Source organism: Sedimentitalea xiamensis, from assembly GCF_030164465.1.
Taxonomy (GTDB): domain Bacteria; phylum Pseudomonadota; class Alphaproteobacteria; order Rhodobacterales; family Rhodobacteraceae; genus Sedimentitalea; species Sedimentitalea xiamensis.
In genome coordinates, this window is record NZ_JASNJE010000037.1 from 21879 (window position 1) to 43002 (window position 21124).

Annotated in this window: 18 protein-coding genes and 4 pseudogenes; 15 read left to right on the forward strand and 7 right to left on the reverse strand. The window is 60.1% G+C overall.

The genetic code is table 11. The features are described 5' to 3' along the window. The first annotated feature begins 16 nt into the window (after nt 1-16). The 4 genes from QO034_RS20275 to QO034_RS20290 all read left to right on the forward strand — a co-directional run bounded on the left by QO034_RS20275 (nt 17) and on the right by QO034_RS20290 (nt 2855). Nucleotides 17-1009, forward strand: a complete 993-nt coding sequence (locus QO034_RS20275) for an alpha/beta hydrolase (protein WP_284487350.1) — start codon at nt 17-19, stop codon at nt 1007-1009. A 284-nt stretch (nt 1010-1293) separates the two neighbouring features. Then, nucleotides 1294-2100, forward strand: coding sequence for a DUF6635 family protein (locus tag QO034_RS20280; protein ID WP_284487351.1), 807 nt, complete (start codon nt 1294-1296; stop codon nt 2098-2100). Between the two features lie 57 nt (nt 2101-2157). Next, nucleotides 2158-2523 carry a hypothetical protein gene (locus QO034_RS20285; RefSeq protein WP_284487352.1) on the forward strand — a complete coding sequence of 122 codons (366 nt, stop codon included), beginning with the start codon at nt 2158-2160 and terminating at the stop codon, nt 2521-2523. Between the two features lie 38 nt (nt 2524-2561). Next, nucleotides 2562-2855: a hypothetical protein gene (locus QO034_RS20290; protein WP_284487353.1), complete on the forward strand. Its 294-nt coding sequence runs from the start codon at nt 2562-2564 to the stop codon at nt 2853-2855. A 294-nt stretch (nt 2856-3149) separates the two neighbouring features. Here the strand turns inward: QO034_RS20290 and QO034_RS20295 are convergent, their stop codons facing one another. Together QO034_RS20295 and QO034_RS20300 are read right to left on the reverse strand one after the other, a co-directional pair. Further along, nucleotides 3150-3551, reverse strand: coding sequence for a type II toxin-antitoxin system VapC family toxin (locus tag QO034_RS20295; RefSeq protein WP_284487354.1), 402 nt, complete (start codon nt 3549-3551; stop codon nt 3150-3152). Continuing rightward, complete coding sequence (locus QO034_RS20300) at nt 3551-3793, reverse strand: type II toxin-antitoxin system Phd/YefM family antitoxin (RefSeq protein WP_284487355.1); 243 nt, start codon at nt 3791-3793, stop codon at nt 3551-3553. The genes QO034_RS20295 and QO034_RS20300 overlap by 1 nt, the downstream gene beginning before the upstream one ends. 158 nt (nt 3794-3951) lie before the next feature. On the opposite strand from QO034_RS20300, the gene QO034_RS20305 reads away from it, so the two are divergent. Further along, nucleotides 3952-4224 (forward strand): helix-turn-helix domain-containing protein, encoded by a 273-nt coding sequence (locus QO034_RS20305; protein ID WP_284487356.1) that lies wholly within the window; start codon nt 3952-3954, stop codon nt 4222-4224. 52 nt (nt 4225-4276) lie between these two features. Here QO034_RS20305 and QO034_RS20310 read toward each other — a convergent pair. The 4 genes and pseudogenes from QO034_RS20310 to QO034_RS20325 all read right to left on the reverse strand — a co-directional run bounded on the left by QO034_RS20310 (nt 4277) and on the right by QO034_RS20325 (nt 8240). Next, nucleotides 4277-4986 (reverse strand): annotated as a pseudogene (locus QO034_RS20310) (IS6 family transposase). Nucleotides 4987-5041: 55 nt separating this feature from the next. Continuing rightward, complete coding sequence (locus QO034_RS20315) at nt 5042-5950, reverse strand: CobW family GTP-binding protein (RefSeq protein WP_284487357.1); 909 nt, start codon at nt 5948-5950, stop codon at nt 5042-5044. Next, nucleotides 5947-7596 (reverse strand): amidohydrolase, encoded by a 1650-nt coding sequence (locus tag QO034_RS20320; RefSeq protein WP_284487358.1) that lies wholly within the window; start codon nt 7594-7596, stop codon nt 5947-5949. The genes QO034_RS20315 and QO034_RS20320 overlap by 4 nt, the downstream gene beginning before the upstream one ends. 26 nt (nt 7597-7622) lie before the next feature. Further along, nucleotides 7623-8240 carry a helix-turn-helix domain-containing protein gene (locus tag QO034_RS20325; RefSeq protein WP_284487359.1) on the reverse strand — a complete coding sequence of 206 codons (618 nt, stop codon included), beginning with the start codon at nt 8238-8240 and terminating at the stop codon, nt 7623-7625. A 146-nt stretch (nt 8241-8386) separates the two neighbouring features. On the opposite strand from QO034_RS20325, the gene QO034_RS20330 reads away from it, so the two are divergent. From QO034_RS20330 to QO034_RS20360, 7 genes and pseudogenes are all read left to right on the forward strand, one after another. Then, on the forward strand, nt 8387-9982 hold the full coding sequence (locus QO034_RS20330) for an ABC transporter substrate-binding protein (RefSeq protein WP_284487360.1): 1596 nt from the start codon (nt 8387-8389) through the stop codon (nt 9980-9982). 97 nt (nt 9983-10079) lie between these two features. After that, nucleotides 10080-11048, forward strand: coding sequence for an ABC transporter permease (locus QO034_RS20335; RefSeq protein ID WP_284487361.1), 969 nt, complete (start codon nt 10080-10082; stop codon nt 11046-11048). Further along, nucleotides 11045-11929, forward strand: coding sequence for an ABC transporter permease (locus QO034_RS20340; RefSeq protein WP_284487362.1), 885 nt, complete (start codon nt 11045-11047; stop codon nt 11927-11929). The genes QO034_RS20335 and QO034_RS20340 overlap by 4 nt, the downstream gene beginning before the upstream one ends. Next, a complete protein-coding gene (locus QO034_RS20345; protein WP_284487363.1) occupies nt 11929-12936 on the forward strand; it encodes an ABC transporter ATP-binding protein in 1008 nt (335 codons plus the stop codon). Before QO034_RS20340 ends, QO034_RS20345 begins: the two co-directional genes overlap by 1 nt. After that, a complete protein-coding gene (locus QO034_RS20350) occupies nt 12933-13946 on the forward strand; it encodes an ABC transporter ATP-binding protein (RefSeq protein WP_284487364.1) in 1014 nt (337 codons plus the stop codon). The genes QO034_RS20345 and QO034_RS20350 overlap by 4 nt, the downstream gene beginning before the upstream one ends. 71 nt (nt 13947-14017) lie before the next feature. Next, nucleotides 14018-16486, forward strand: a complete 2469-nt coding sequence (locus QO034_RS20355) for a GcvT family protein (RefSeq protein WP_284487365.1) — start codon at nt 14018-14020, stop codon at nt 16484-16486. Nucleotides 16487-16624: 138 nt separating this feature from the next. Continuing rightward, nucleotides 16625-16867 (forward strand): annotated as a pseudogene (locus QO034_RS20360) (transposase); the annotation flags it as partial. A gap of 172 nt (nt 16868-17039) precedes the next feature. On the opposite strand, the gene QO034_RS20365 reads toward QO034_RS20360, so the two are convergent. Next, nucleotides 17040-18449, reverse strand: coding sequence for a YfcC family protein (locus tag QO034_RS20365; protein WP_284487366.1), 1410 nt, complete (start codon nt 18447-18449; stop codon nt 17040-17042). Between the two features lie 229 nt (nt 18450-18678). Here QO034_RS20365 and QO034_RS20370 point away from each other — a divergent pair, with 229 nt between their 5' ends. From QO034_RS20370 to QO034_RS20380, 3 genes and pseudogenes are all read left to right on the forward strand, one after another. Continuing rightward, on the forward strand, nt 18679-19326 hold the full coding sequence (locus QO034_RS20370; RefSeq protein ID WP_284487367.1) for a GntR family transcriptional regulator: 648 nt from the start codon (nt 18679-18681) through the stop codon (nt 19324-19326). A gap of 208 nt (nt 19327-19534) precedes the next feature. Beyond that, nucleotides 19535-20482: pseudogene (locus QO034_RS20375) on the forward strand (IS5 family transposase); the annotation flags it as partial. Then, nucleotides 20468-21004, forward strand: a pseudogene (locus tag QO034_RS20380) (ISL3 family transposase); the annotation flags it as partial. The pseudogenes QO034_RS20375 and QO034_RS20380, both read left to right, overlap by 15 nt. Between the last annotated feature and the right edge of the window lie 120 nt (nt 21005-21124).

The window sequence follows — 21124 nt, forward strand, 5'->3', positions numbered from 1 at the left end:
GAGGAGTCGTTCTGCCGTGTTGGATGAAGCGCCGTTTTTCCCACATGTCGCCGAGGGTCCGGGGAATGTGTGTGCATACTGGATATACGCCGAAGACAAGGTGCGGCTTCGAATCGCCCACTGGCAGCATGAAGGCATCCCAAAAGGAACCGTTTTCTTGTTCCAGGGACGCACGGAGAACATCGAAAAATACGGTCGCACCGCGGAAGCACTTCATGCGGCTGGCTACGCGGCGTTTGCCATTGACTGGCGTGGCCAAGGACTGTCCGACAGGCTCACCGATGATCGGATGACAGGCCATGTTGTGCAGTTTTCCGACTACCAGAAAGACGTTGAGGCAATGATCAAGGCCGCTGAATCGCTCGATCTGCCGAAACCCTGGTATCTGCTTGGCCATTCGCTCGGGGCCTGTGTCGGCCTGCGCGCCATCATCGAAGGCTTGCCAGTTTCTGCCTGCGTGTTCACGGCGCCCTTATGGGGTATCAACCTTTCCACATTTCAACGCCTCGCGGCCTGGCCTGTGTCCTGGGCGGCTCAATTTGTGGGAAAGGGCCATCTGTACGCCCCAGGTACTCGCGGAGAAAGCTATGTTCTCCATACAGCCTTCGATGACAACAGGCTGACACATGACCCTGATATGTACCAATATTACATCAACATTTCCGAATCTCTGGTTGATCAGCAGATCGGCGGACCGAGCATGGGGTGGCTTTTCCAAGCGCTGAAGGAAACACGGTCTCTGTCGAAATTGCCTTCCCCTGACATACCGTGCATCACCTTCTGCGGTGCGGAAGACAGCATAGTTGCCATTCCAGCTGTCCGGGACCGAATGGCCCGTTGGCCGCGCGGAAGTTTCGAACTGGTCGAAAACGCCAGGCACGATGTTCTCCATGAGATTCCGCATATACGTGACGAACTGTTGGACAAGATAATAAACCTGTTTTCAAACGACAAAGCCATCAATCTGCAGCCACCATCACAGGCCAGGACAGTCGCCCAGAACGGTTGACAGCCCAACGCGCCCTCGGGGAGTATCAGACTTTCCTCGCATGGATCATGCGCATTAGTTCGTGTCATGCGCCGGTTTCAACAGTTCCGCCGTGACCTCATGTCCGATAGTGCCAAATGAAATCCGTGTCGTCCCATCCCAGCTGATCGGTGTTTGGCCTCCCTGGCCAGAATCCAGTGTCGGGTAGGTCGCCGGCTTGTCCGGCGTGTCTCAGAACCCTACTTTACAGCCAATGCTGCGAACCACGGGGCTCGCGGGTACACCTGAACCGGACGTAAGCCAATATGGAACGCGGATCCGATCTCGCGCTGATCGACCAGTTCATCTGGCGGCATTATCGCCTGCCGGGATCGCTCAGATTGCATCGTCATGCCCTTGGTTGGGATCTGCTGCGGGCGCCGGTCAATGTCGTTCTGGCGCCATTGCTCCTGTTGGTTCGCCTGGTGTCCATGGCCGCCCATCTGGTCAGGCTGCGGCGGCTGTCCAAGTTCACCGCCCGTCTTGTGCCGCAGTTCCGGTCCGATGTCGGGGCCGCCATCGAGGCGGATGTCATGGCGGAGGTGATCTCTTTTCGTTCGTCCCGTGTTGCGCCTCCGGTCTCGGAGAATATCCGTCAGCACCTGCGTGACTATGTTGCGGTGCGGGCTGCGGTCTCTGAAATCGGCTCGGTGCTCGTCGTACTGACAATCGGTTTCACATTGTTCCAGGCGGTGACACCGGGCGTGATCTCGCTGACACCCATGGTGACCGAACGTGCGGCACATGCGCGGGATGTCGCGGATTTTCCGCTGGGGCAATGGCTCGGCAGCGCCTGGTACGGGGCTTTTCCCGTCGGGCGGCCGCTCTGGCAGTATATCGCGGTGGGCGCTGGCCTCGCAGGAATGCTTTCGCTCGTCGCTACCTTTTCGGGCATCCTCGCGGATCCGCTCCAGGCGCGTCTCGGCATTCACAAGCGTCGTCTGCGCCGATTGCTGCGACGGATCGATCGCGCGGGGGAGGATCGCCCGCAGATCGAGGGCGAGTTCGTCCTGGCGCGCGGCGCCGACATCGTTGATCTTGCGAACATGCTTGTCCGGGTGTTCAGATCGTGACAGCGGATATCTTGGCGCCTCAGTACCCGCATATTTCCGCGCGGTGCCGAAGCCACGGTGTTCGGATTGAACGAGAACGAGGCGGTCTGGCGGACCGTTCAGGAGATGGCCGATGGCAATCCTTACCGGGCCATTGCGGATTTCTACCTATCGGCACCGCATCTGTCGCATCGTGGTAAAGGGTGCGCCTATGCTGGCCACCGAGGCCCCTGCCACCGGGACGCGGTCCGAAAGGCGTTCGAACATGGCCTTCGCCGCACGCTGGCACTGTTGTCGGAGAAATTGGCGACGGAGCCGGAAGAAGACACGACGGCAATCCGGAACCTCAGCCGTCTGGTCGGCGCCGTGATCCTTGCCCGGGCGGTGGACGATCCGGCCCTGGCCGAAGACATCCTGCGGGCCAACCAGGAGCCGGAAAGCTGAAACCTGCACAGTAATCAGCCTTGGGGAATGATAATCCCTTGGTCAACCAGGTTCTCTGGTGCACCGAGGCTGACGAAAAGCCGCTTGATTCCAATCTGAACTGGATGCCCTGCCGAAGTCAGAGATCGCCTTCCGAAGCAAACTCCGGGTTTACTTTTGTAAGTTCAGACGATGTGAACGACGCTGAAACCGCAACGTTTCCAGAATGGATACGGACAATTTCCAGAAAATTCCATGTTTCCGCCGTCATGTGTGAGCAGGATCACAGCGACCTTGGACAGGCTGCGGCACTGTTCGGTCATGTAACGATGATCCTGGCAACGAGTACGTGAGTGGTGATGGTAGAGAGTTCTTCGCAATTGAGCGAAGCTGTTCACGAATGTTTCAACCAAGTGCTGGGCGTAGGGGAAACCTTACGCCCAATTTTTTTAATCAGAGCCGTGTTGCGTCCCAAACCTGACCTGACTTCGAGCCCGACGTCTCGCGCTTGCGAGGCGCATGCAAACCCGACTGTCTTTCTCTTCGCCTGGCCAGAGATGGTCAGGGTGCCGTCGTCACGCTACCCGAGGAATAGGCCCACTCGCTTCCGGAGCGCTGAAGACCATTGGGAAAAATCGCCCGTTGGCTCAAAACGGATTCAGAACATCGGCGCCGGTCGGTTCAAAGTCTGAAACATTGCGGGTTACGACCGTTGCCTGGTGCGACAGGGCGGAGGCGGCAATCATCAGGTCCGCACCGGCATGCCCGATGTCGGCGGACAGCACTCCCCAGATCTGGGCATCCCGCGACGTGAAGGGCAGTACGCGATCTTGAAACAGCGTTTCGGTCCGGTTCAACCAGTCCTTGAGGTCCGCGGCAAAACCGGGATTGATCTTTTCCTGCTGGCGTATGCCGCGGGAGATTTCGCCGATGGTAATCACGCTCAGAAACAGCTCGTCTTCTCGCTGTGCATGAAGCCAGATAGCCAGCCTATCATGGCGTTCGGGGCGCCGCGCCGCCGAGATGACATTCGTGTCGAGGATGTACATCAGAATTCGACGTCGCGTGGCTTTGCATTGATCCGCTCGACACTGTCAGATGGAAACGCCAGCAGATGATCTGCGAAGCTGCCACGTTCTGCACCTGCGGCGTCCACCAGCCGATGATACTCCTCGGCAGACAGAATGACGACGGCCGGTTTGCCGCGCCTGGACACCTCCTGGGGCTGTCCGGTGAGGGCCGCATCGACAACGGCGCTGAACTTGTTCTTGGCGTCCTGCAAGGTCCACATAACTGCCTCCACGTACCAAGCTAGATAGATGGCTAGATCAAATTTGTCAAGAAACCGATAATGGAGTTTATGGTAAATTAATCTTCGTACAATCAGATTGCACTGCCCGAACCAACCTATGGTAGAATTCTTGCGAGATGATTCTGGGGAGGATAATCATGTCTCAACCTGCCGCCAGCTTGATCGAAACACCCGATACCATCCCGGATCTTGTCGCCGACCGTCTTGCTTGCGGGGAAAGTCCGGTCCGGGTCTTCCGGGAACACAGGGGGCTTAGTGAAACGGAACTCTGCCAGAGATCGGGCATCCACCTCGCCCAGATTTACAGCATCGAGAATGGCCAGCCGATCATGTCCAAAGACGCCCTCTGCAGGCTGGCTGCCGCTCTCGGAGTGGATAGTGGTGTTTTGGCTTCAGAGCAAACTTTCTGAAGGACCCTGTAAAGTTAACTGATCAGGAGCCAATTGGGGCTGTGTGCGATACTCACGCGGCTCCGAGGTTTGTGATTTCGCGCCAGGTATCCAAGGCTGCGGCGCGGAGTTCGCGGAAGTCTTCGGTTGTCATCTCGTGGCGCGGTAGGTGAAACAGATTGGCAATTGGGTCATGGATGGAAACGAAGCGCTGCGATTGTCGTGGCGATTTGAAGCGTTTCATGATACGCTCGCGCCGTCGTGTCGGTTGGTGTGAATTTTCTGCCCGGTTGTTCAAGCCCTTGTGCGAGCGATGCTCTACACCCGGCATGATCTCGCGTTTTGCCGCGGGGTATGAACGAAGCTTATCCGTGATCAGAACCCTCGGTGGGTGGCCTTGTTGGATCAGTAGCTTGCGCATCAGACGCGGGGCGGCGCGACGGTCGCGTTTCGTTTGGACCAGGACATCCAGCACGAACCCTTCTTGATCGACGGCTCGCCAAAGCCAATGTCTGCGACCCCGGATCGAGATGACAACCTCGTCCAGATGCCATTTGTCCCCGAGCTTGCCTGCCGACCGGCGACGGATCGTTTTTTTGCGAAGACGCCACCAAATTTTTCCGCCCATGCCCGCACCGTCTGGTGCGACACGATGATGCCACGCTCCGCGAGAAGATCCTCGACCATCCGCAGGCTCAGGGGAAAACGGAAATACAGCCAGACGGCGTACGCAATCAGGTCGGGTGGGAATGGGTGGCGGCGATAGAGGCGTGCGTCAGTCATACCCCCATGTTGCATCTCAACCGGGCACCCGCATTAACTTTACGGTGCCGTCCCGTCATAACTCAACTATCTCATCCAGTTGTTCACACAGCTGATCCAATTCATGTCGTAGCCCGCAAGTGATCAGCACAAGGCAAGGGGTCAAAGGCAAATCCGCGGGCGTAAGCTGATAGCGAAGCCCAACAGACTGGACCAGAATCCCCGCGCCGCTGGGGGAATCTAGCACATATCCTTTCACGCGGTGCACCCAAGGCGGCAGTGCTCCCAGCACAGTAGCAAGCCGCGCAGAATCCACGCCCCCCCTAGGATACCAAGCCCTGGTTGCAAAATGAAGATGGGCCGAATCCGGCACAGTCGGCGAGCGGCCGTGCCCGGTCACGCCAAGGAGTATTTCGATTGGCACATCACCATTGTCAGCCGCTACGATCCGCGCTTCAGGATGCTGGCCTTGCAGCCAATCCTTCGTCCCGGTCGTACGTTCGGGCCCAACAAGATCGTCCTTGGTCAGTACGATCAAGTCAGCTGCGGCGAGCTGACTACGGACAAGGCGCGCGACGTATTTGTCATTGACTCGCGCTTCAATGGTTTCAGCATCCGCAGCCACGACTACCGCATCAAGTTCGAAGCCTGGCCAATAGCCGGCCGACGCTGCAATGCGCGCAGGCTCGGCCACGCCGGACGCTTCCAGCAGTAGGTGCTGCGGTGGATTGGGCCGGGCTGCAAGCGCGCTCATCGCCTCGCCCAGGTCGTCGCCGATGGAGCAGCAGACGCAACCGTTGGAAAGCTCGACCAGATCGTCACCCTCTGCCGCAATCAGGCTGGCGTCGATGTTCACCGGCCCGAAATCATTGACCAGAACTCCGAGCCGCAAACCATGGTCGCCGGCTAGAGCGCGATTGATGATCGTTGTCTTGCCCGAGCCAAGATAGCCGGAAAGGATGGTGACGGGGATGCGCCGGCTCATTTTTCGAGCGGGAACGGCGTGCCTTCGAAAACCGTTCCCCAGATTGGAATGTTGCGCAGCTCTTCGGGAGGAGTCTCCCACGGATCCTGCCCCAGCACTGTGAAATCAGCCTTCTTGCCAGCCCGGATCGAGCCGACCTCATCCTCCATCCCTATGATATAGGCCGCGTCGATTGTAATCGCCCGCATCGCCGCATCGAGCGAAACGCGTTCCTCGTCTCCCATCACCGCGCCCGATTCCGCGATCCGGTTCACTGCCACCCATGCCGAATTGAGTGGCATCGCAGGAGCCATGGTGAAATCCGAGTGCAGCGCAAAGGGTATCCCCGCCCGTTCCACCGCCCCAAGGCGTGCCATGGTCGAAGCCCTCTCATGCCCGATGGACTTTTTCCAGTAAGCCTCACCCAGTTCGTGCACGTAATAGACATTGGCAGAAACGATCGCGCCGAGATCCTTGATCCGCCGAACCTGCTCGGGGTTCGAAACCCCGAAGTGCTCGATGGTGAAACGGTGATTGAAGCGCGGCTTCTCGTCCTGAAGCTTCTGCAAAACATCGAGCGCCAGCTCCAAGCCCATGTCACCGGTGCAATGGACGTGGATCTGCTTGCCCTCCATCCAGAAGGCGCGGGCGTGGGCCTCGAACGCCTCGGGCGCCATCAGCCATTCGCCGTGATGCCCGTCGATGAAGCCCGGCTCCTGCATCTGCATGAGCTCGGCGAAAAAGCCGCCATCGGTAAAGAGTTTCACGTTGTTGCCGAAAAAGAGCTTTTCTGTGCTGCGGCTGTCGAATGCGCGGATGCGGTCCACGTCTTCCTGCGGGTCACCCTCGAAGTTCCCACGTTGCAGCGCGCGGGGCACGATCTTCATGCGGAACGGCGTTTCGTCATTGTCGAGCACGCGGCTCAGCACGTCCCATTCCAGCTCGTCGTTCATCAACGGATAGGCCAGCTCGCCGATGGTCGTGTGCCCGCCCAGGTGAACCGTCCGTTTCACGAGTTCGAGCCCCTTCATGTAGCGCTCAGGAGCCAGCAAGAAGCGGTTCATTGCTTGGGCCGCAACGGCCAACCCGGTTTCGAAGAACCGTCCCGAGGCAAGGTCGATCTGCGGGTGGCGCTCCAAATCTTTGCGGTGCACACCCATCCAGTCGATTGCCGCGTCATTGGCGATGATCTCGTGAAACGACCGCTGCCACACAAAGATCGGCTTGGTGGCGGACACCTTGTTGAGCGCCTGGCGGTCGACATTGCCATGCCAGATGCGGTGGAAGCCCCAGGTCACGACAATCTCTTCGTCCGCGCCTTCATTCGCCAGGATATTGGAAAGCCTTGCGAGATAGTCCTCATGGCTCGTCACCGGCGCACAGGTCCGGTCAGGCAGCACCCAATCCATCGCGGTGATGAAATGGCAGGGCAGCAGGATTGCGCCCAAGGTAGGATGCAGGTGCGGATCGATGAAGCCAGGCATCAGCACGTGGTTTTCGAATCGCCTGTCGATTCGGTGCGGATGACTTTCGAGCCAGGGCGAAAGCGTCTCGAGCGTACCCGCCTCGACGATCCGACCATCGCGCACCGCGACAGCGGTGGCTTCTGGATGGGACTCATTCATCGTGATGATCTTGCGGGCCGTGAAAACAGTGATTTCAGACATGTCCATGTTTCCCTGTTGACGATGGTTCAAAAATGCGCGTTGCCGAATACCCAGACGACCTGGGTTTCGACTTTTCCGGGGTTGCGGCACCAGTGACGGCCCTCGGCGGGGAGCTGGAAACTGTCGCCGGCCTGAAGAAGGATTTCCTGCCCGTCTATGCGTAGCTCCAGTTCTCCCGACACGAGATAGCCGCCCTCCTCGCCCTTGCGCTGGCGTCCTTCCACGCCAGTTTCCGCGCCGGGAGCGAAGGTGGTGAGAATCATTTCGAGCCCGCCGGTCAGATGCGGGGATAGCAACTCCTCGCGAACGCCAGCGCGGCTGAGGTTCAGCTCACGGCGGCGACCCCGGCGGACGACGATGCCGCTTTCCGGTGTCTCTTCGAGGGTGCCTGCCGAGAAAAACCAACTGATCGAAACATCCAGGCGAACCGCGATTTTGTCGAGCGTGTCCAATGTGATGGGGCTGATCCCCCGCTCCAGCTCACTGAGATGGCCGACCGACCGGCCAATGTCATCTGCAAGCTCGGAAAGTGTTATCCCGCGCGACCTGCGCAACTCCCGAATCTGTCGCCCGACCGGAGCGCTAGGATTTTGCTGAAGCTTCTTGCGGGTCCGCCCTGTCGCGGTTGTGGGTTTCACTGGCATCGTTGATTTTCCACATATTTTTCAATTTGCTGAAAAATGTATTGCATTTTTTCACATTTGGCGCAACCGTAATGAAAGAAGGAGGCGAAAATTTCACTCGCCCATCACCGACCCGTCGAGAGGACGGACAATAGGGAGACAAAACTATGCCAGAAAGACTGACTACGACCCTGAAGCGCGCTTTTCCGATCGCGCTTGCCGCGGCCCTCAGTTTCACTTTGCAGGCGCAAGCCGAACCCAAAGACGGCGGCACGCTGACGACATTCAACGGCAACTACCGCACTCTGAACCCCGCAGTTCAGTCTGGCTCGGGTACGGGTATGCCGGGGTCGCAGATCTTTGCCGGGCTGGTCACTGTCGGGATGGACTACGAAATTCAACCCTACCTCGCAGAAGACTGGGAAGTTTCCGACGATTTCCTGACTGTGACCTTCAAGCTGGTGGACAACGCCCGCTTTCACGACGGTCAGCCGATCACCAGCGAGGATGTGAAATTTTCACTTGAAGCGGTGCGTGAGAACCACCCCTTCGGGCAGGCGATGTTCGGCAGTGTCGAGAGCATCGACGCACCGGCGGCCAATACTGTGGTCATACATCTTTCCAAGCCGGTTCCGGGCCTGCTCGTCTCGCTTCAGCCGCTGCTGATGCCGATTCTGCCCAAGCATGTCTATGACGATGGTCAGCCGCTGAAGACCCATCCGCGCAACATGGAGAACGTGGTTGGCTCCGGCCCGTTCAAGGTGCTGGAAAACAACCCGTCCGAGCGGCTCGTCCTGGTCAAGAACGAAGATTACTTCCTGCCTGGCAAACCGCATCTTGACCGGATTTCATATTCCGTCGTCAAGGATCCTCTTACCCGCGTTCTCATGCTGGAGAAGGGCGAGCTGGATTATGCGGCCTTTTCGGGTATTCGTCCGAACGATGCGAGTCGCCTGGAAAAGGTCGATGGTGTGACCGTTACGACGGAAGGCTATGGCGCGATCGGATATATTCACTATCTGGAACTGAACCTGCGCGACAAACCCTTCAGCGACCGCAACCTGCGCGAGGCATTGGCCCATGCGATCGATACCGATTTCCTGTCGAAGGTGATCTTCGGTGGTCGCACCGTCCCGGGCACCGGACCGCTGCACACCGGCAACCCGTTCTATACCGCCGACGTGCCGAGCTATGCCCCCGACATGGACAAGGCCGCTGCGATGCTCGATGATGCCGGCTATCCCGTTGGCGCAGATGGCACTCGGTTTTCCTTCACCCTCGATGTGCCGAGCTGGAATCCCGCCGCACATGTGCCGATGGCCGAGTATATCCAGGCGCAACTGGCCAAGCTGAACATCAAGGTCGAGCTGCGCAAGGCGCCCGACTTCGGCACATGGGTGAAGCGGATTTCGAGCTGGGACTACCAGGCCACAATGAACGGTTCGTTCAACTACCCTGACCCCACCATCGGCGTGCATCGCCACTTTGCCTGCGACAATATCAAGAACGTGATCTGGTCGAATACCCAGGGGTACTGCGATCCGGAGATGGACGAGATGCTGGCAGCGGCAGCGGTGGAATCCGACTTTTCCAAGCGTAGGGAGATCTACGCCGACATCCAGAAGAAGGCGCAGGAAGACCTCGTTTTCATCTACATGCCGCAGGATTTCTCGGTCACGGTCTACAACGGCAAGGTGAAGGGCCTGCCCGAATCGCCTTTCGGCGCGCTGGCACCGTTCTCTGACGTGTATCTCGACAACTGAGAAGCGAACCGGCGGGCCAGGCGCGCAATCGCCCTGGCCCACCCCCAAAACTCGGAATGGCAACCGGCCCCGATCCCCTTCCCGGAAAGGAATTGACGTGCTGACTGGAGTCCTCAGAAAACTGCTCAATGCGGCGTTTTTGCTGCTGGCGGTACTGGTGCTGAATTTCGCAATGATCCATGCTGCGCCGGGCGATCCGGTAGAGGCGCTGGTCGGCGAGATGGGGGGCGCCACGCCCGAGATGATCGCCGACCTGCGCACGCAATTCGGTCTGGATCAACCCCTCTACATCCAGATCGGAACCTATCTCGGCCGCGTGCTACAAGGCGATCTGGGCCATTCCCTCTACTACGATCAGCCGGTCACACTACTGATCGCAGAACGAATCGGCCCGACCATCCTGCTTGTCGTCACCGCGTTGTTCAGTGCCATCGTGATCGGCACGATGCTGGGTGTCTTTTCCGCGCAGAACCGTCGCTCCGTGCTCAGCCACTTGGTGACGGTGATCGCGCTCGCGGGCTTCTCCGCACCGGTGTTCTGGGTGGGGATCATGCTGATACTGCTGCTTTCCGTCTCCATCCCGCTGCTGCCGATCTCGGGCATGACGGACTCCGGCGGCGCGATGACGGGGCTGGCGCATGTGCTCGACGTTGCACATCACCTCGTTCTGCCCGCCCTGACACTGGCCTTGATCTATCTCGCGTTCTACAGCCGCCTGTCGCGCGCCTCGATGCTCGAGGTGCTGGGGTCTGACTATGTGCGCACCGCGCGGGCCAAGGGCCTCTCACGGCGGCAGGTAATCTACAAGCACGCGCTGCGAAATGCCGTGCTGCCGGTGGTGACCTTTGCCGGACTCCAATTCGGGCAGGTGATCTCGGGTGCGGTCTTGGTTGAAACCGTCTTCGCCTGGCCGGGCCTTGGCACTCTCGCCTTCGATTCCATCCTGCGGCGCGACACGCCCACGCTTCTTGGCATCCTGTTCTTCTCTGCCCTCATGGTGGTGGTGATGAATCTGCTGACCGACATTGTCTATCGTCGTATCGACCCGAGGATCAAAACCAGATGACCGATACCACTCTCCTATCCGCCTCGTCCGCGCCCAGGGCTGTTTCGCCGGGACTTCAGGCCTGGCGAATGTTCCTCCAGAACCGTGCGGCCGTGCTTGGCCTCGGCATCCTGGCGGTGATCGTCCTCATTTCACTCATCGGGCCGCTGGTCTATACTGTGCCGCCGCGCGAGATGGTCTGGATGCCGATGACGCCCCCGGGCGAATCCGAATACATCCTCGGCACGGATTATCTCGGGCGGGACCTGCTGGCCGGGTTGATCAACGGTGGCCGCGTGACCATTACCATCGGCCTCTCGGCGGCGCTTCTGACCGTGCTGATCGGGGTGACGGTGGGCGCACTTGCTGGCTTCTTCGGCGGCTGGATAGACAATGTGCTGATGCGCGTGACCGAGTTCTTTCAGGTGCTGCCCAACCTGCTTTTCGCAATGGTCGTGGTGATGCTGTTCGGCCCGACGCTGGTAAACATCGCCATTGCCATCGGCGCGGTTTCCTGGACCTCGACGGCGCGTCTGACACGGGCCGAGTTCTTGCGCCTGCGCGAAACAGAATTCGTCAAGGCCGAGCGATCCATCGGCGCAAGCAATGCTCGGCTGATCTGGAAGGTGATCCTGCCAAATGCTGCACCACCGCTGATCGTTGTCGCAGCGCTCTCGATCGGTTCGGCGATCCTCTTCGAGGCCGGCCTTTCGTTCCTCGGCCTTTCAGACCCCAACTCGACGAGCTGGGGGCGCATGATCGGAGACAATCGTCCCTATATCCTCGACAGCTCATGGGGCGTCACCTTTCCAGGCCTTTGTATCTTCCTGACAGTGCTGGCGATCAGCCTCGTGGGAGACGGGCTCAACGACGCATTCAATCCGAAACTGAGGCAGCGCTGATGACCGAGTCCCTTCTCTCCGTCCGCGATCTCGAGATTTCGTTTCGCACCGGCGGGCGTGACATTCCCGTGGTCCGTGATCTCTCCTTCGATCTGCACCGTGGCGAGACACTTGGCATCGTCGGGGAGTCCGGTTGCGGCAAGAGCGTCACCGCGCTGGCGCTGCTGGGGCTGGTTCCGAACCCGCCGGGCCGCGTATCCGGCGGACAGATTCTGTTTCAGGGCGAAGACCTGGTTACCGCCAGCGAAAAGCGCCTGAACCAGATCCGCGGCAATGACATCTCGATGGTGTTCCAGGAGCCGATGACCTCTCTCAACCCGGTCTATACCATCGGTGAGCAAATCGCCGAGACGGCGCGCGCGCATTTCGGTCTGTCGCAGGACAAGGCCTGGGAACGCGCAGTCGAGATGCTTGAGCTGGTCGGCATCCCATCTCCTGCGCAACGCGCGACGGACTACCCACACCAGCTTTCGGGCGGGATGCGGCAGCGGGTGATGATCGCCATCGCGCTGGTCTGTGAGCCGAAGATCCTGATCGCCGACGAGCCGACGACGGCACTGGACGTGACCGTTCAGGCACAGATCTTCGATCTCTTCGCGGAGCTTCAGCAAAAGATCGACGCCGCCATCATTCTGATCACTCACGACATCGGCGTGGTTGCCCAGATGACGGACCGCGTGATGGTCATGTATGCCGGGCGCAAGATCGAGGAAGGCCCCGTTGACCGTTTCATCGGCGATCCGCGCCATCCCTATACGCGCGGCCTGATGTCATGCATCCCGCGCCTGATCATGCCGCCGCCTGACGACACTGAGGTTCTGTTCGAGATCCCCGGCGTGGTTCCCGCGCCGGCGGAACTGGGGCGGCCCGGCTGCGCCTTTGCGCCGCGCTGTCCCAGCGTCATGGAGCGCTGCCACAGCGATAGCCCGCGGCTTTCGACGTTCGGGCAGGACCGTGCCGTCTCATGCTGGCTTGAAGCCGCATCGACCGAGGAGAATACCCGATGACGACAGCCCCGAACGTTCTCGAAGTTACCGATCTGAAGGTGCATTTTCCGCTGCCTCATGGAAAGGTCGTCCACGCGGTGGACGGGCTTTCCTTTTCGTTGCCGGCCGGTGTCGCGCTAGGGCTGGTGGGTGAAAGCGGCTCGGGCAAGACCACGGCGGCGCTTGCCTGCGCGCGGCTCAATGACATCACCGCCGGGAGCGTCCGCCTGGAAGGGCGCGACATCACCGCCCTGAAGGGAGCCGAGCTGAAGGCTGCGCGGCGTGATGTTCAGGTCGTGTTTCAGGACCCCTATGCCTCGCTCAATCCGCGCGAGCGCGCGGCTGCCATCGTACGTCGCCCAATGGATCTTCTGGGCGTCGGCACACGCGCCGAACGCGATGCGCGCGTCGATGAGCTGTTTGCGCTGGTCGGACTTCGACCAGACCAGAAAGACCTTTTCCCGCATCAATTTTCCGGCGGGCAGCGACAACGGATCGGCGTGGCGCGCGCGCTGGCGACGCACCCGAAGCTACTTGTGTGCGACGAGCCGGTTTCAGCGCTCGACGTAGCAATTCAGGCGCAGATCCTGAACTTGCTGGCGCGGTTGAAACGCGATCTCGGCCTGTCTTACCTTTTCATCAGTCACGATCTCGCCGTGGTGCAGCACCTTTGCGACCATATCGCCGTGATGTATCTCGGGCAGATCGTCGAGACAGGTTCGCGCCGCGATCTGTTTTCCCGGCCGCGCCATCCCTATACCCATGCCCTGATCTCGGCCGTGCCCACGGCGGAAAACACCGGCGGCGAAAGCACCCGGATACGGCTGCAAGGCGACCCTCCCAGCCCGATCAATCCGCCAAATGGCTGCCGCTTTGCCGGACGTTGCGCACATGCGCAGGACCGCTGCCGCCAGTCAAATCCCCCTCTGCGAGATACCGGCAGAGGCCACGCCGTCGCCTGCCATCGCGCCGATGATCCCGAAGTTCTGGCGGCAGGCGCCGCGCTGGTGCATGGCACACTCTCCGGCTGACGCCGCCCCGTACCCCCCCTACCAGCCAGACCGCGAGTTTGTCCGCCAAGAGCCGGCGAAGGAGAAGACCCATGACACACCCCATCCCAACCCAGGCCAGCGCCGTCATCATCGGCGGCGGAATTGCCGGATGCTCTGTAGCCTATCACCTGGCCAAGCTGGGCTGGAAGGATGTCGTTCTACTGGAGCGCAAGCAGCTCACCAGCGGCACGACGTGGCACGCGGCGGGGCTGATTGCCCAGTTGCGCGCAACCCGCAACATGACCCGCCTCAGCAAGTATTCGCAGGAGCTCTACGGCGAGTTGGAAGAAGAGACCGGCGTCGCCACGGGCTTTCGCCGCAACGGCTCTATCACCGTCGCTCTGACCGACGAGCGGCGCGAGGAAATCTATCGCCAGGCCTCGATGGCGCGGGCGTTCGGTGTCGAGGTGAACGAGCTTGCACTGGCCGATCTTCAGTCGCTTTACCCTCATATAAATCCCGATGGCTTTGCCGGGGCAGTTCACCTGCCGAAGGATGGCCAGGGCGATCCCGGCAACATCGCGCTGGCACTGGCGAAGGGCGCGCGAATGCGCGGGGCGCAGATACGCGAACAGGTCCGGGTGACCGCTATTCATGAAACCGTGCGAAACGGCCGGCGCGCCGTATCGGGTGTCACTTGGGAGAAGGATGAAACAGGCGAAAGCGGCACGATCGGGACCGATTTCGTGGTTAACTGCGCCGGTATGTGGGCCGCCGAGCTGGGCCGGCGCAACGGAGTGTGTGTTCCTCTGCAGGCCTGCGAGCATTTCTACATCGTCACTGAGAACATCGCCGGTCTGACCCAGCTTCCGACCCTGCGCGTGCCGGACGAATGTGCCTATTACAAGGAAGACGCCGGCAAGATCTTGCTCGGCGCTTTCGAGCCGGTCTCGAAACCCTGGGGAATGGACGGCATTCCCGATGACTTCTGCTTCGATCAGCTGCCCGAGGACTTCGAGCATTTCGCCCCGATCCTCGAACAAGCGGTAAACCGCATGCCGCTACTCGAAAGTGCAGGCATCCACACGTTTTTCAACGGCCCCGAAAGCTTCACGCCGGATGATGCCTATCACCTTGGCGAGGCCCCCGAAGTTCGCGGTTATTTCGTCGCCGCCGGCTTCAATTCGGTCGGCATCCAGTCCTCCGGCGGGGCCGGCATGGCTCTGGCTCACTGGATGGACCGGGGTTATCCGCCGTTCGACCTCTCCGATGTCGATATCCGCCGGATGCAGCCCTTCATGGGCAACCGCACCTATCTTGTGGAGCGCGCCAAGGAAACGCTCGGCCTTCTCTATGCCGACCATTTCCCCTATCGCCAGAAAGCCACCGCCCGGGGCGTGCGACGAGCGCCCTTCCATGATCAGTTTCGCGCCCGCGGCGCCGTTTTCGGCGAAACCGCCGGTTGGGAGCGCCCCAACTGGTTTGCTGTGGAAGGCCAGGAGCGCGAATACCGTTATTCGTGGCAGCGGCAAAACTGGTTTGACAATTCAGCAGCGGAACACCGTGCCATCCGCGAGAATGTCGGGCTCTACGATATGACCTCCTTCGGCAAGATCACTGTCGATGGACGCGACGCCGAAGCGTTCCTCAACCACGTCTGCGGCGCCGACATGTCCGTGTCTGTGGGCAAGATCGTCTATACGCAGTTCCTGAACGATCATGCTGGCATCGAGGCGGATGTGACCGTCTCTCGGTTGTCGGAGACCTGCTATCTCGTTGTCACCCCGGCTGCCACAGTAGTCCGCGACATGTCGTGGCTGACGCGCCATCGCGGCGATTTCGCCGTCTCTATCCTCGACACGACCGCCGCCGAAGGTGTGCTCGCCATCATGGGGCCCAGGGCACGCGACCTGATGCAGGCCGCAGCCCCGTGGCAGGACTGGTCGAACGACGCACACCCGTTCGGCACCGCTCGCCAGATCGAGATCGGCCTCGGGCTCGCCCGTGCGCACCGCGTGTCCTACGTGGGCGAGCTGGGTTGGGAGATCTATGTCTCCTCGGATCAATGCGCCCATGTTCTCGATACGGTGCTTGACGCAGGGCGCGCGCTGGACCTGAAGCTCTGCGGCCTGCACGCCATGGATTCCTGCCGGATCGAGAAAGGCTTTCGACATTTCGGCCACGACATCACGGAAGAAGACCATGTTCTCGAAGCGGGTCTGGGCTTTGCCGTCAAGACCTCGAAACCGGATTTCATCGGACGCGACGCCGTGTTGCGCAGAAAGGAAGAAGGGCTTGCCTGCCGGATGCTGCAATTCCGCCTGACCGATCCCGAGCCCTTGCTTTTCCACGCCGAACCGATCCTGCGCGACGGACAGATCGTCGGCCATCTGACGTCGGGCGCCTATGGCCATACGCTTGGCGGTGCGGTCGGCCTGGGCTACGTGCCATGCAAGGGCGAAGATGCTGCACGCCTTCTGTCGTCACATTTCGAGATCGAGATTGCCGGGAACCGCGTTACTGCAGAAGCCTCGCTCAAGCCGCTATACGATCCGGGTTCGGCAAGAACCAAAAGCTGAAAGCCGGATCCTCGAAATCACCTTGGCGATTGCAACTGTCCTGCGTCAGGACGCTTGGGCCATCTGTGTATAATAGAGGTGGTCGCCGGATTTCGGACCAGTTGCTAAGCTGTAGCGACTGACGAAGGAACGACCCCTATGACGAAGCGGAAACGCTATTCGGCGGAGTTCAAGGCCAAGGTAGCGCTTGAAGCCATCCGTGAAGAGCTGACGACGGCCGAGCTGGCTAAGAAGTACGGCGTCCATCCCACAATGATCAGCGGGTGGAAGAGAACGGTGATCGAGAACATGGCATCGGCGTTTGGCGGTGCCGCATCGGCCGAGCCGACGATTTCCGAGAAAGATGTCGAGAAGCTGTACGCCAAGATCGGCCAGTTGGTCGGGAACGCGATTTTTTGTCGGAAGCCTCCAGTCTCACGGTAGCAGCGCGTTGGTGGGAAGGCAGTTCATCCCATTAGCTCACTTCTCCCACGACAACCTGCCTCGATGAATAAAGGGCACCGCTGTGAAGCGGGGCCCTCATCGCGCATCCCTTGAGGAGAGTATGGCGAGATCAGCCTGTCCAGCCGGTGAGTTGCGCGAAGATCACGGAGCCAAGGGCGATCAGAACCCAGAGACCGAAGAGCGGGCCGAAGAAGCGTACCCAGCGGTCCCAGCTCACGCCACCTAACGCCAGCGTCGCCATGAAGTAGCCCGAGGTCGGGTAGAGGATGTTCGACAGCCCGTCGCCCAACTGGTAGGCCAGCACCGCGTTCTGGCGGGTCACGCCTATGATGTCCGACAGTGGCGCCATGATCGGCATCGTCACCAGAGCCTGACCCGAACCCGACGGAATGATGAAGTTGAAGCCCAGCTGCGAAATGAACATGCCGGCGGCCGACAGCGTGTCGGGGAACGAACCCACCAGACCACCCAGACCGTTCACGAGGGTGTCCATCACCTGACCTTGCTCCAGCATCACCGCCACGGCGCGAGCGATACCCACGATGATTGCGCCGACCAGCACGTCGCGGAAACCTTCGTTGAAGGCATCGCAGATCTTGGCGGTGCTCAGACCGGCGATCAGGCCTACGGTAATGCCCATCAGGACAAAAAGACCTGCCATCTCCATCATGAACCAGCCGCGGGTCAGCACACCCCAGACCATCACGCCGAAGAAGGCCAGTGCCGCGATCCCGGCCCAACGCTGGCGCGGGGTGAAATGCATCGCCTCGGCAACCTCGCCATGCTGGTACAGACTCCGTTTCTCCTCCTCGCGGGCGGTGCCGGCCAGAAGGCTGGCGTCGGGGTTGGCGCGGACCTTCAGCGCGTAGCGGGTGATATAGATCACCGCGGAACCCAGCAGAGCCACGAACAGCGCAGCACGCAGACCAGCGCCTGAATACAGCGGCACTTCGGCAATCATCTGTCCCAGCCCGGTGTTGATCGGATTAAGCACGCCGGAGGTGAAGCCCGCGGTCGTCGCTAACAGCGCCACGCCGACGGCGGTAATGCTGTCGAACCTGAGCGCGATCATCAGCGGCAGGATCACTGGCACGTAGACGAGCGCGAGTTCCTGGGTGCCGATTAATGTCGCCACCACCGCGAAGGTCACCATCAGAAGCGGCAGGATCATTACTGACCGCGCGGCGAAGCGCCGGGTCAGCTTGTCCACCGCAACGTCGATGACACCGGTACGGCGGATCACCATGAACATGCCGCCGATGATGAAGGTGAAGAATACCACCACGGAGGCATCCACCAGACCCCGCGGCACCGCCATCATGAAGTCTTCCAGCCCTACCGGAGTGGCCGCCACCTCGCGGTAGCTTTCGGGATCGATCGCCTTGCGTCCGTTGGGCAAGGTGATCCGGTCGAACACACCTGCGGGAATGAAATGCGTTGCCAAGGCTGAAAGCGCGGTGAAAACGAACAGGATTACATAGATATGGGGCATCTTGAACCCCTCGTCGCGGGTCTCCACTGCGTCCTCCCTTTTTGTGGTTTCTGTCATGCTTGCCATCTCGGCCTCCCTACCGATGTTGCACATCATGGCTCGGGAAGCGCCCGAGGATGTGCCCAAAAAATTAACCTTGCACTTAAAATGTTAGAAGATATCATTGATGGGTGATAGGGAAGAATATCAATCAAGTGACTTCAGGTTTTTTTGATAATGTGCAAATATTCTGGCTAAAACGAAAAAAGGCGATCAGATGGATGCAACATCAAAACCACTAGCGGATCAGGCGTTTGACGGATTGCTGACAGCACTCCGTGGTGGGCAACTGGCCTCGAGCGGGTTCTTTTCTATGCCGGAACTGTCGCGGCAACTGGGCTATCCTATCGCTGCGATCCGCGAGGCAACAAAGTTGGCGGCGGCGCGCGGATTGCTTACTATCCTGCCAAAACGAGGGATCACCGTGATGGATTCGGGATCCGAAACCGCGCGCACCTGCATGGACATGCGCGCCGCACTGGAACGGGAAGGCGCGCGGCGAATGATCGTCGGAGGCAAGGATTTTCCGGTCGAAAGCTTGCGCGAGACTCATCGGGATCTGCTTGAAAAGGCGCGTGCCGGAGCCCCTTCAGCCACCGGCCGACGCGCTATCGAAATTGACCTCAGCTTGCACAACGCATTGTCAGACGGGTTGGATAACCGCTACTTACGCCAAGCCTATGCCGAAAACCGCGACCGGATCGCGGTGATACAGCAGAGCCGGCCCTTTCTGCAGGATCGGATCATGTCGGCTATGGAGGAACATCTCCAGATAATTGCCGCGATGGAGGCCCGCGATCTGCCCGGAGTGGTCAAGGCAATCGACGTGCATCTCGCGCAAACGCTGAGGTGGTGGGGCGTGTGAGCGACCGGATATTATTGCCGGCGGGGACTGTTGCGTTGTTTGCCGATTAGCTTGATCCTGAAAGAAGGATTTTCGATGTCCAGCGCTCACCTCGTCAAGCACCACCGGTTGCCGAAGCACCGTGTCATCGCTGACTCCGACGGGCGTTGTTGCAGAACTCTATCGGTGAAGGATTCACACGGTGAATCCAAGCGGTTAGACGACCGGCATGAGCAAACCATCACCTGCCCGCTACCGCACCACGAACTGGTCCAGCTACACTGCTTCTCTGCGCAAGCGCGGGTCACTGTTGATCTGGCTGGACAAGGATATGACCTGGCTCGCGCCGCATGGCGGCAGCCCCGGTCGCCCTGCGGTGTTCTCGGATGCGGCGATCCAGTTCTGTCTGTCGATCAAGGTCCTTTTCAAGCTGCCTCTCAGGCAGACTGCCGGAATGGTCACCAGCCTGCTGCGTCTGGCCGGGCTGGACTGGCCCATGCCAGACTATACTACGATGTGCCGTCGTCAGAAGAACTTGGCTGTCCAGATCCCGTATCACCGCGCCGATGGGCCGCTCCACCTGCTTATCGACAGCACCGGGATCAAGTTCCTCGGTGATGGGGAATGGCAGGCCCGCAAGCATGGTGTTCAGGGGCGACGGCGAGCATTGTCGCGCCATCGGTCCGAGCGACAATGGCGAGCGGCGCAAGGTCCATCTGGCGATGGATAGCGCCACCTCCGACATCCGGGCAGTGGAGTTCACACCCAGCCGAGACGGCGACAGCCCGGTCTTGCCGGACCTGCTGGAGCAAATCCCCGAGGGCGAAGACATCGGCACCGTGACGGCCGATGGTGCCTACGACACACGACTCTGTCATACCGCGATCCTCGAGCGCGACGCCGTCCCGATCATCCCGATCCGCAAGAATGGTCGGTTGTGGAAGGAAAACTGCCCGGCCGCAATCGCAAGAAACGAAACACTGCGGGCCACCCGGTACTACGGCCGGGCCTTCTGGAAGCCCCTCTCGGCAGCATTCTGCGGATGCGCCTGCCGGGCAATGGATGGACAGGATATCACGCCCGCAGCCGGATCGAGGCGAAGATGCGCTGCCTCAAATCCTTTGGCGTGCGCATCGCTGCCAAGGACCCCGACCAACCGCCAAGAGTCATTGGCATAGACGATTGGAGCTGGCGCAAATCACAGACTTACGGAACCATCATCGTTGATCTCGAACGGCGCACCGTTATCGATATTCTGGAGGATCGCACCGTGGAGACTTGCGCGAAATGGCTGCGCCGTCATCCTGAGATCGAAGTCGTCAGCCGGGACCGTTGCGGCCTTTATTCAAAGGCTGCCCGACAAGGCGCGCCACAGGCCTTGCAGGTCGCAGACCGTTTCCATCTCGTGCAGAACTTGCGGCAAGTCATTGAAGAACAGATGAACATGCATGGTCGCGAGACCAGCTGAGCGCTTCTGTCCAATGTGGACAACATCAGCATGGACATACACCTACAACGGTCACGCCTCGCTCATCGGAAGTCTCGCGAAGAGATCTTCACAACAATACATGCGCTTCGCGAAAGGGGGCTGTCTTGCAGCGAGATCGAACGGCGAACCGGATTCAAGCGCCGTAGCGTGGCGAAGTGGCTGAAATCGGAAGTGCCACCTGACCGGCGCAGGGCGACACTGAAGCCGACTGTCAATCGGCATTGAACTTTGACCCCTTATCGGCGTCCAATATTGACCCCCTTTTGCTGAGCAGGCCCGGCGCTGCGTAGCCCTCACATAGCGCAGCGGCGGCGGGCCTGCGGGGTTTCG

Bases quoted from the DNA above. Each gene is read 5' to 3' on its own strand.
- QO034_RS20350 (WP_284487364.1), top strand. From the start codon at position 12,933: ATGACGACAGCCCCGAACGTTCTCGAAGTTACCGATCTGAAGGTGCAT.
- QO034_RS20370 (WP_284487367.1), top strand. From the start codon at position 18,679: ATGGATGCAACATCAAAACCACTAGCGGATCAGGCGTTTGACGGATTG.
- QO034_RS20315 (WP_284487357.1), bottom strand. From the start codon at position 5,950: ATGAGCCGGCGCATCCCCGTCACCATCCTTTCCGGCTATCTTGGCTCG.
- QO034_RS20355 (WP_284487365.1), top strand. From the start codon at position 14,018: ATGACACACCCCATCCCAACCCAGGCCAGCGCCGTCATCATCGGCGGC.
- QO034_RS20320 (WP_284487358.1), bottom strand. From the start codon at position 7,596: ATGTCTGAAATCACTGTTTTCACGGCCCGCAAGATCATCACGATGAAT.
- QO034_RS20280 (WP_284487351.1), top strand. From the start codon at position 1,294: ATGGAACGCGGATCCGATCTCGCGCTGATCGACCAGTTCATCTGGCGG.
- QO034_RS20295 (WP_284487354.1), bottom strand. From the start codon at position 3,551: ATGTACATCCTCGACACGAATGTCATCTCGGCGGCGCGGCGCCCCGAA.
- QO034_RS20340 (WP_284487362.1), top strand. From the start codon at position 11,045: ATGACCGATACCACTCTCCTATCCGCCTCGTCCGCGCCCAGGGCTGTT.
- QO034_RS20300 (WP_284487355.1), bottom strand. From the start codon at position 3,793: ATGTGGACCTTGCAGGACGCCAAGAACAAGTTCAGCGCCGTTGTCGAT.
- QO034_RS20345 (WP_284487363.1), top strand. From the start codon at position 11,929: ATGACCGAGTCCCTTCTCTCCGTCCGCGATCTCGAGATTTCGTTTCGC.
- QO034_RS20325 (WP_284487359.1), bottom strand. From the start codon at position 8,240: ATGCCAGTGAAACCCACAACCGCGACAGGGCGGACCCGCAAGAAGCTT.
- QO034_RS20330 (WP_284487360.1), top strand. From the start codon at position 8,387: ATGCCAGAAAGACTGACTACGACCCTGAAGCGCGCTTTTCCGATCGCG.
- QO034_RS20305 (WP_284487356.1), top strand. From the start codon at position 3,952: ATGTCTCAACCTGCCGCCAGCTTGATCGAAACACCCGATACCATCCCG.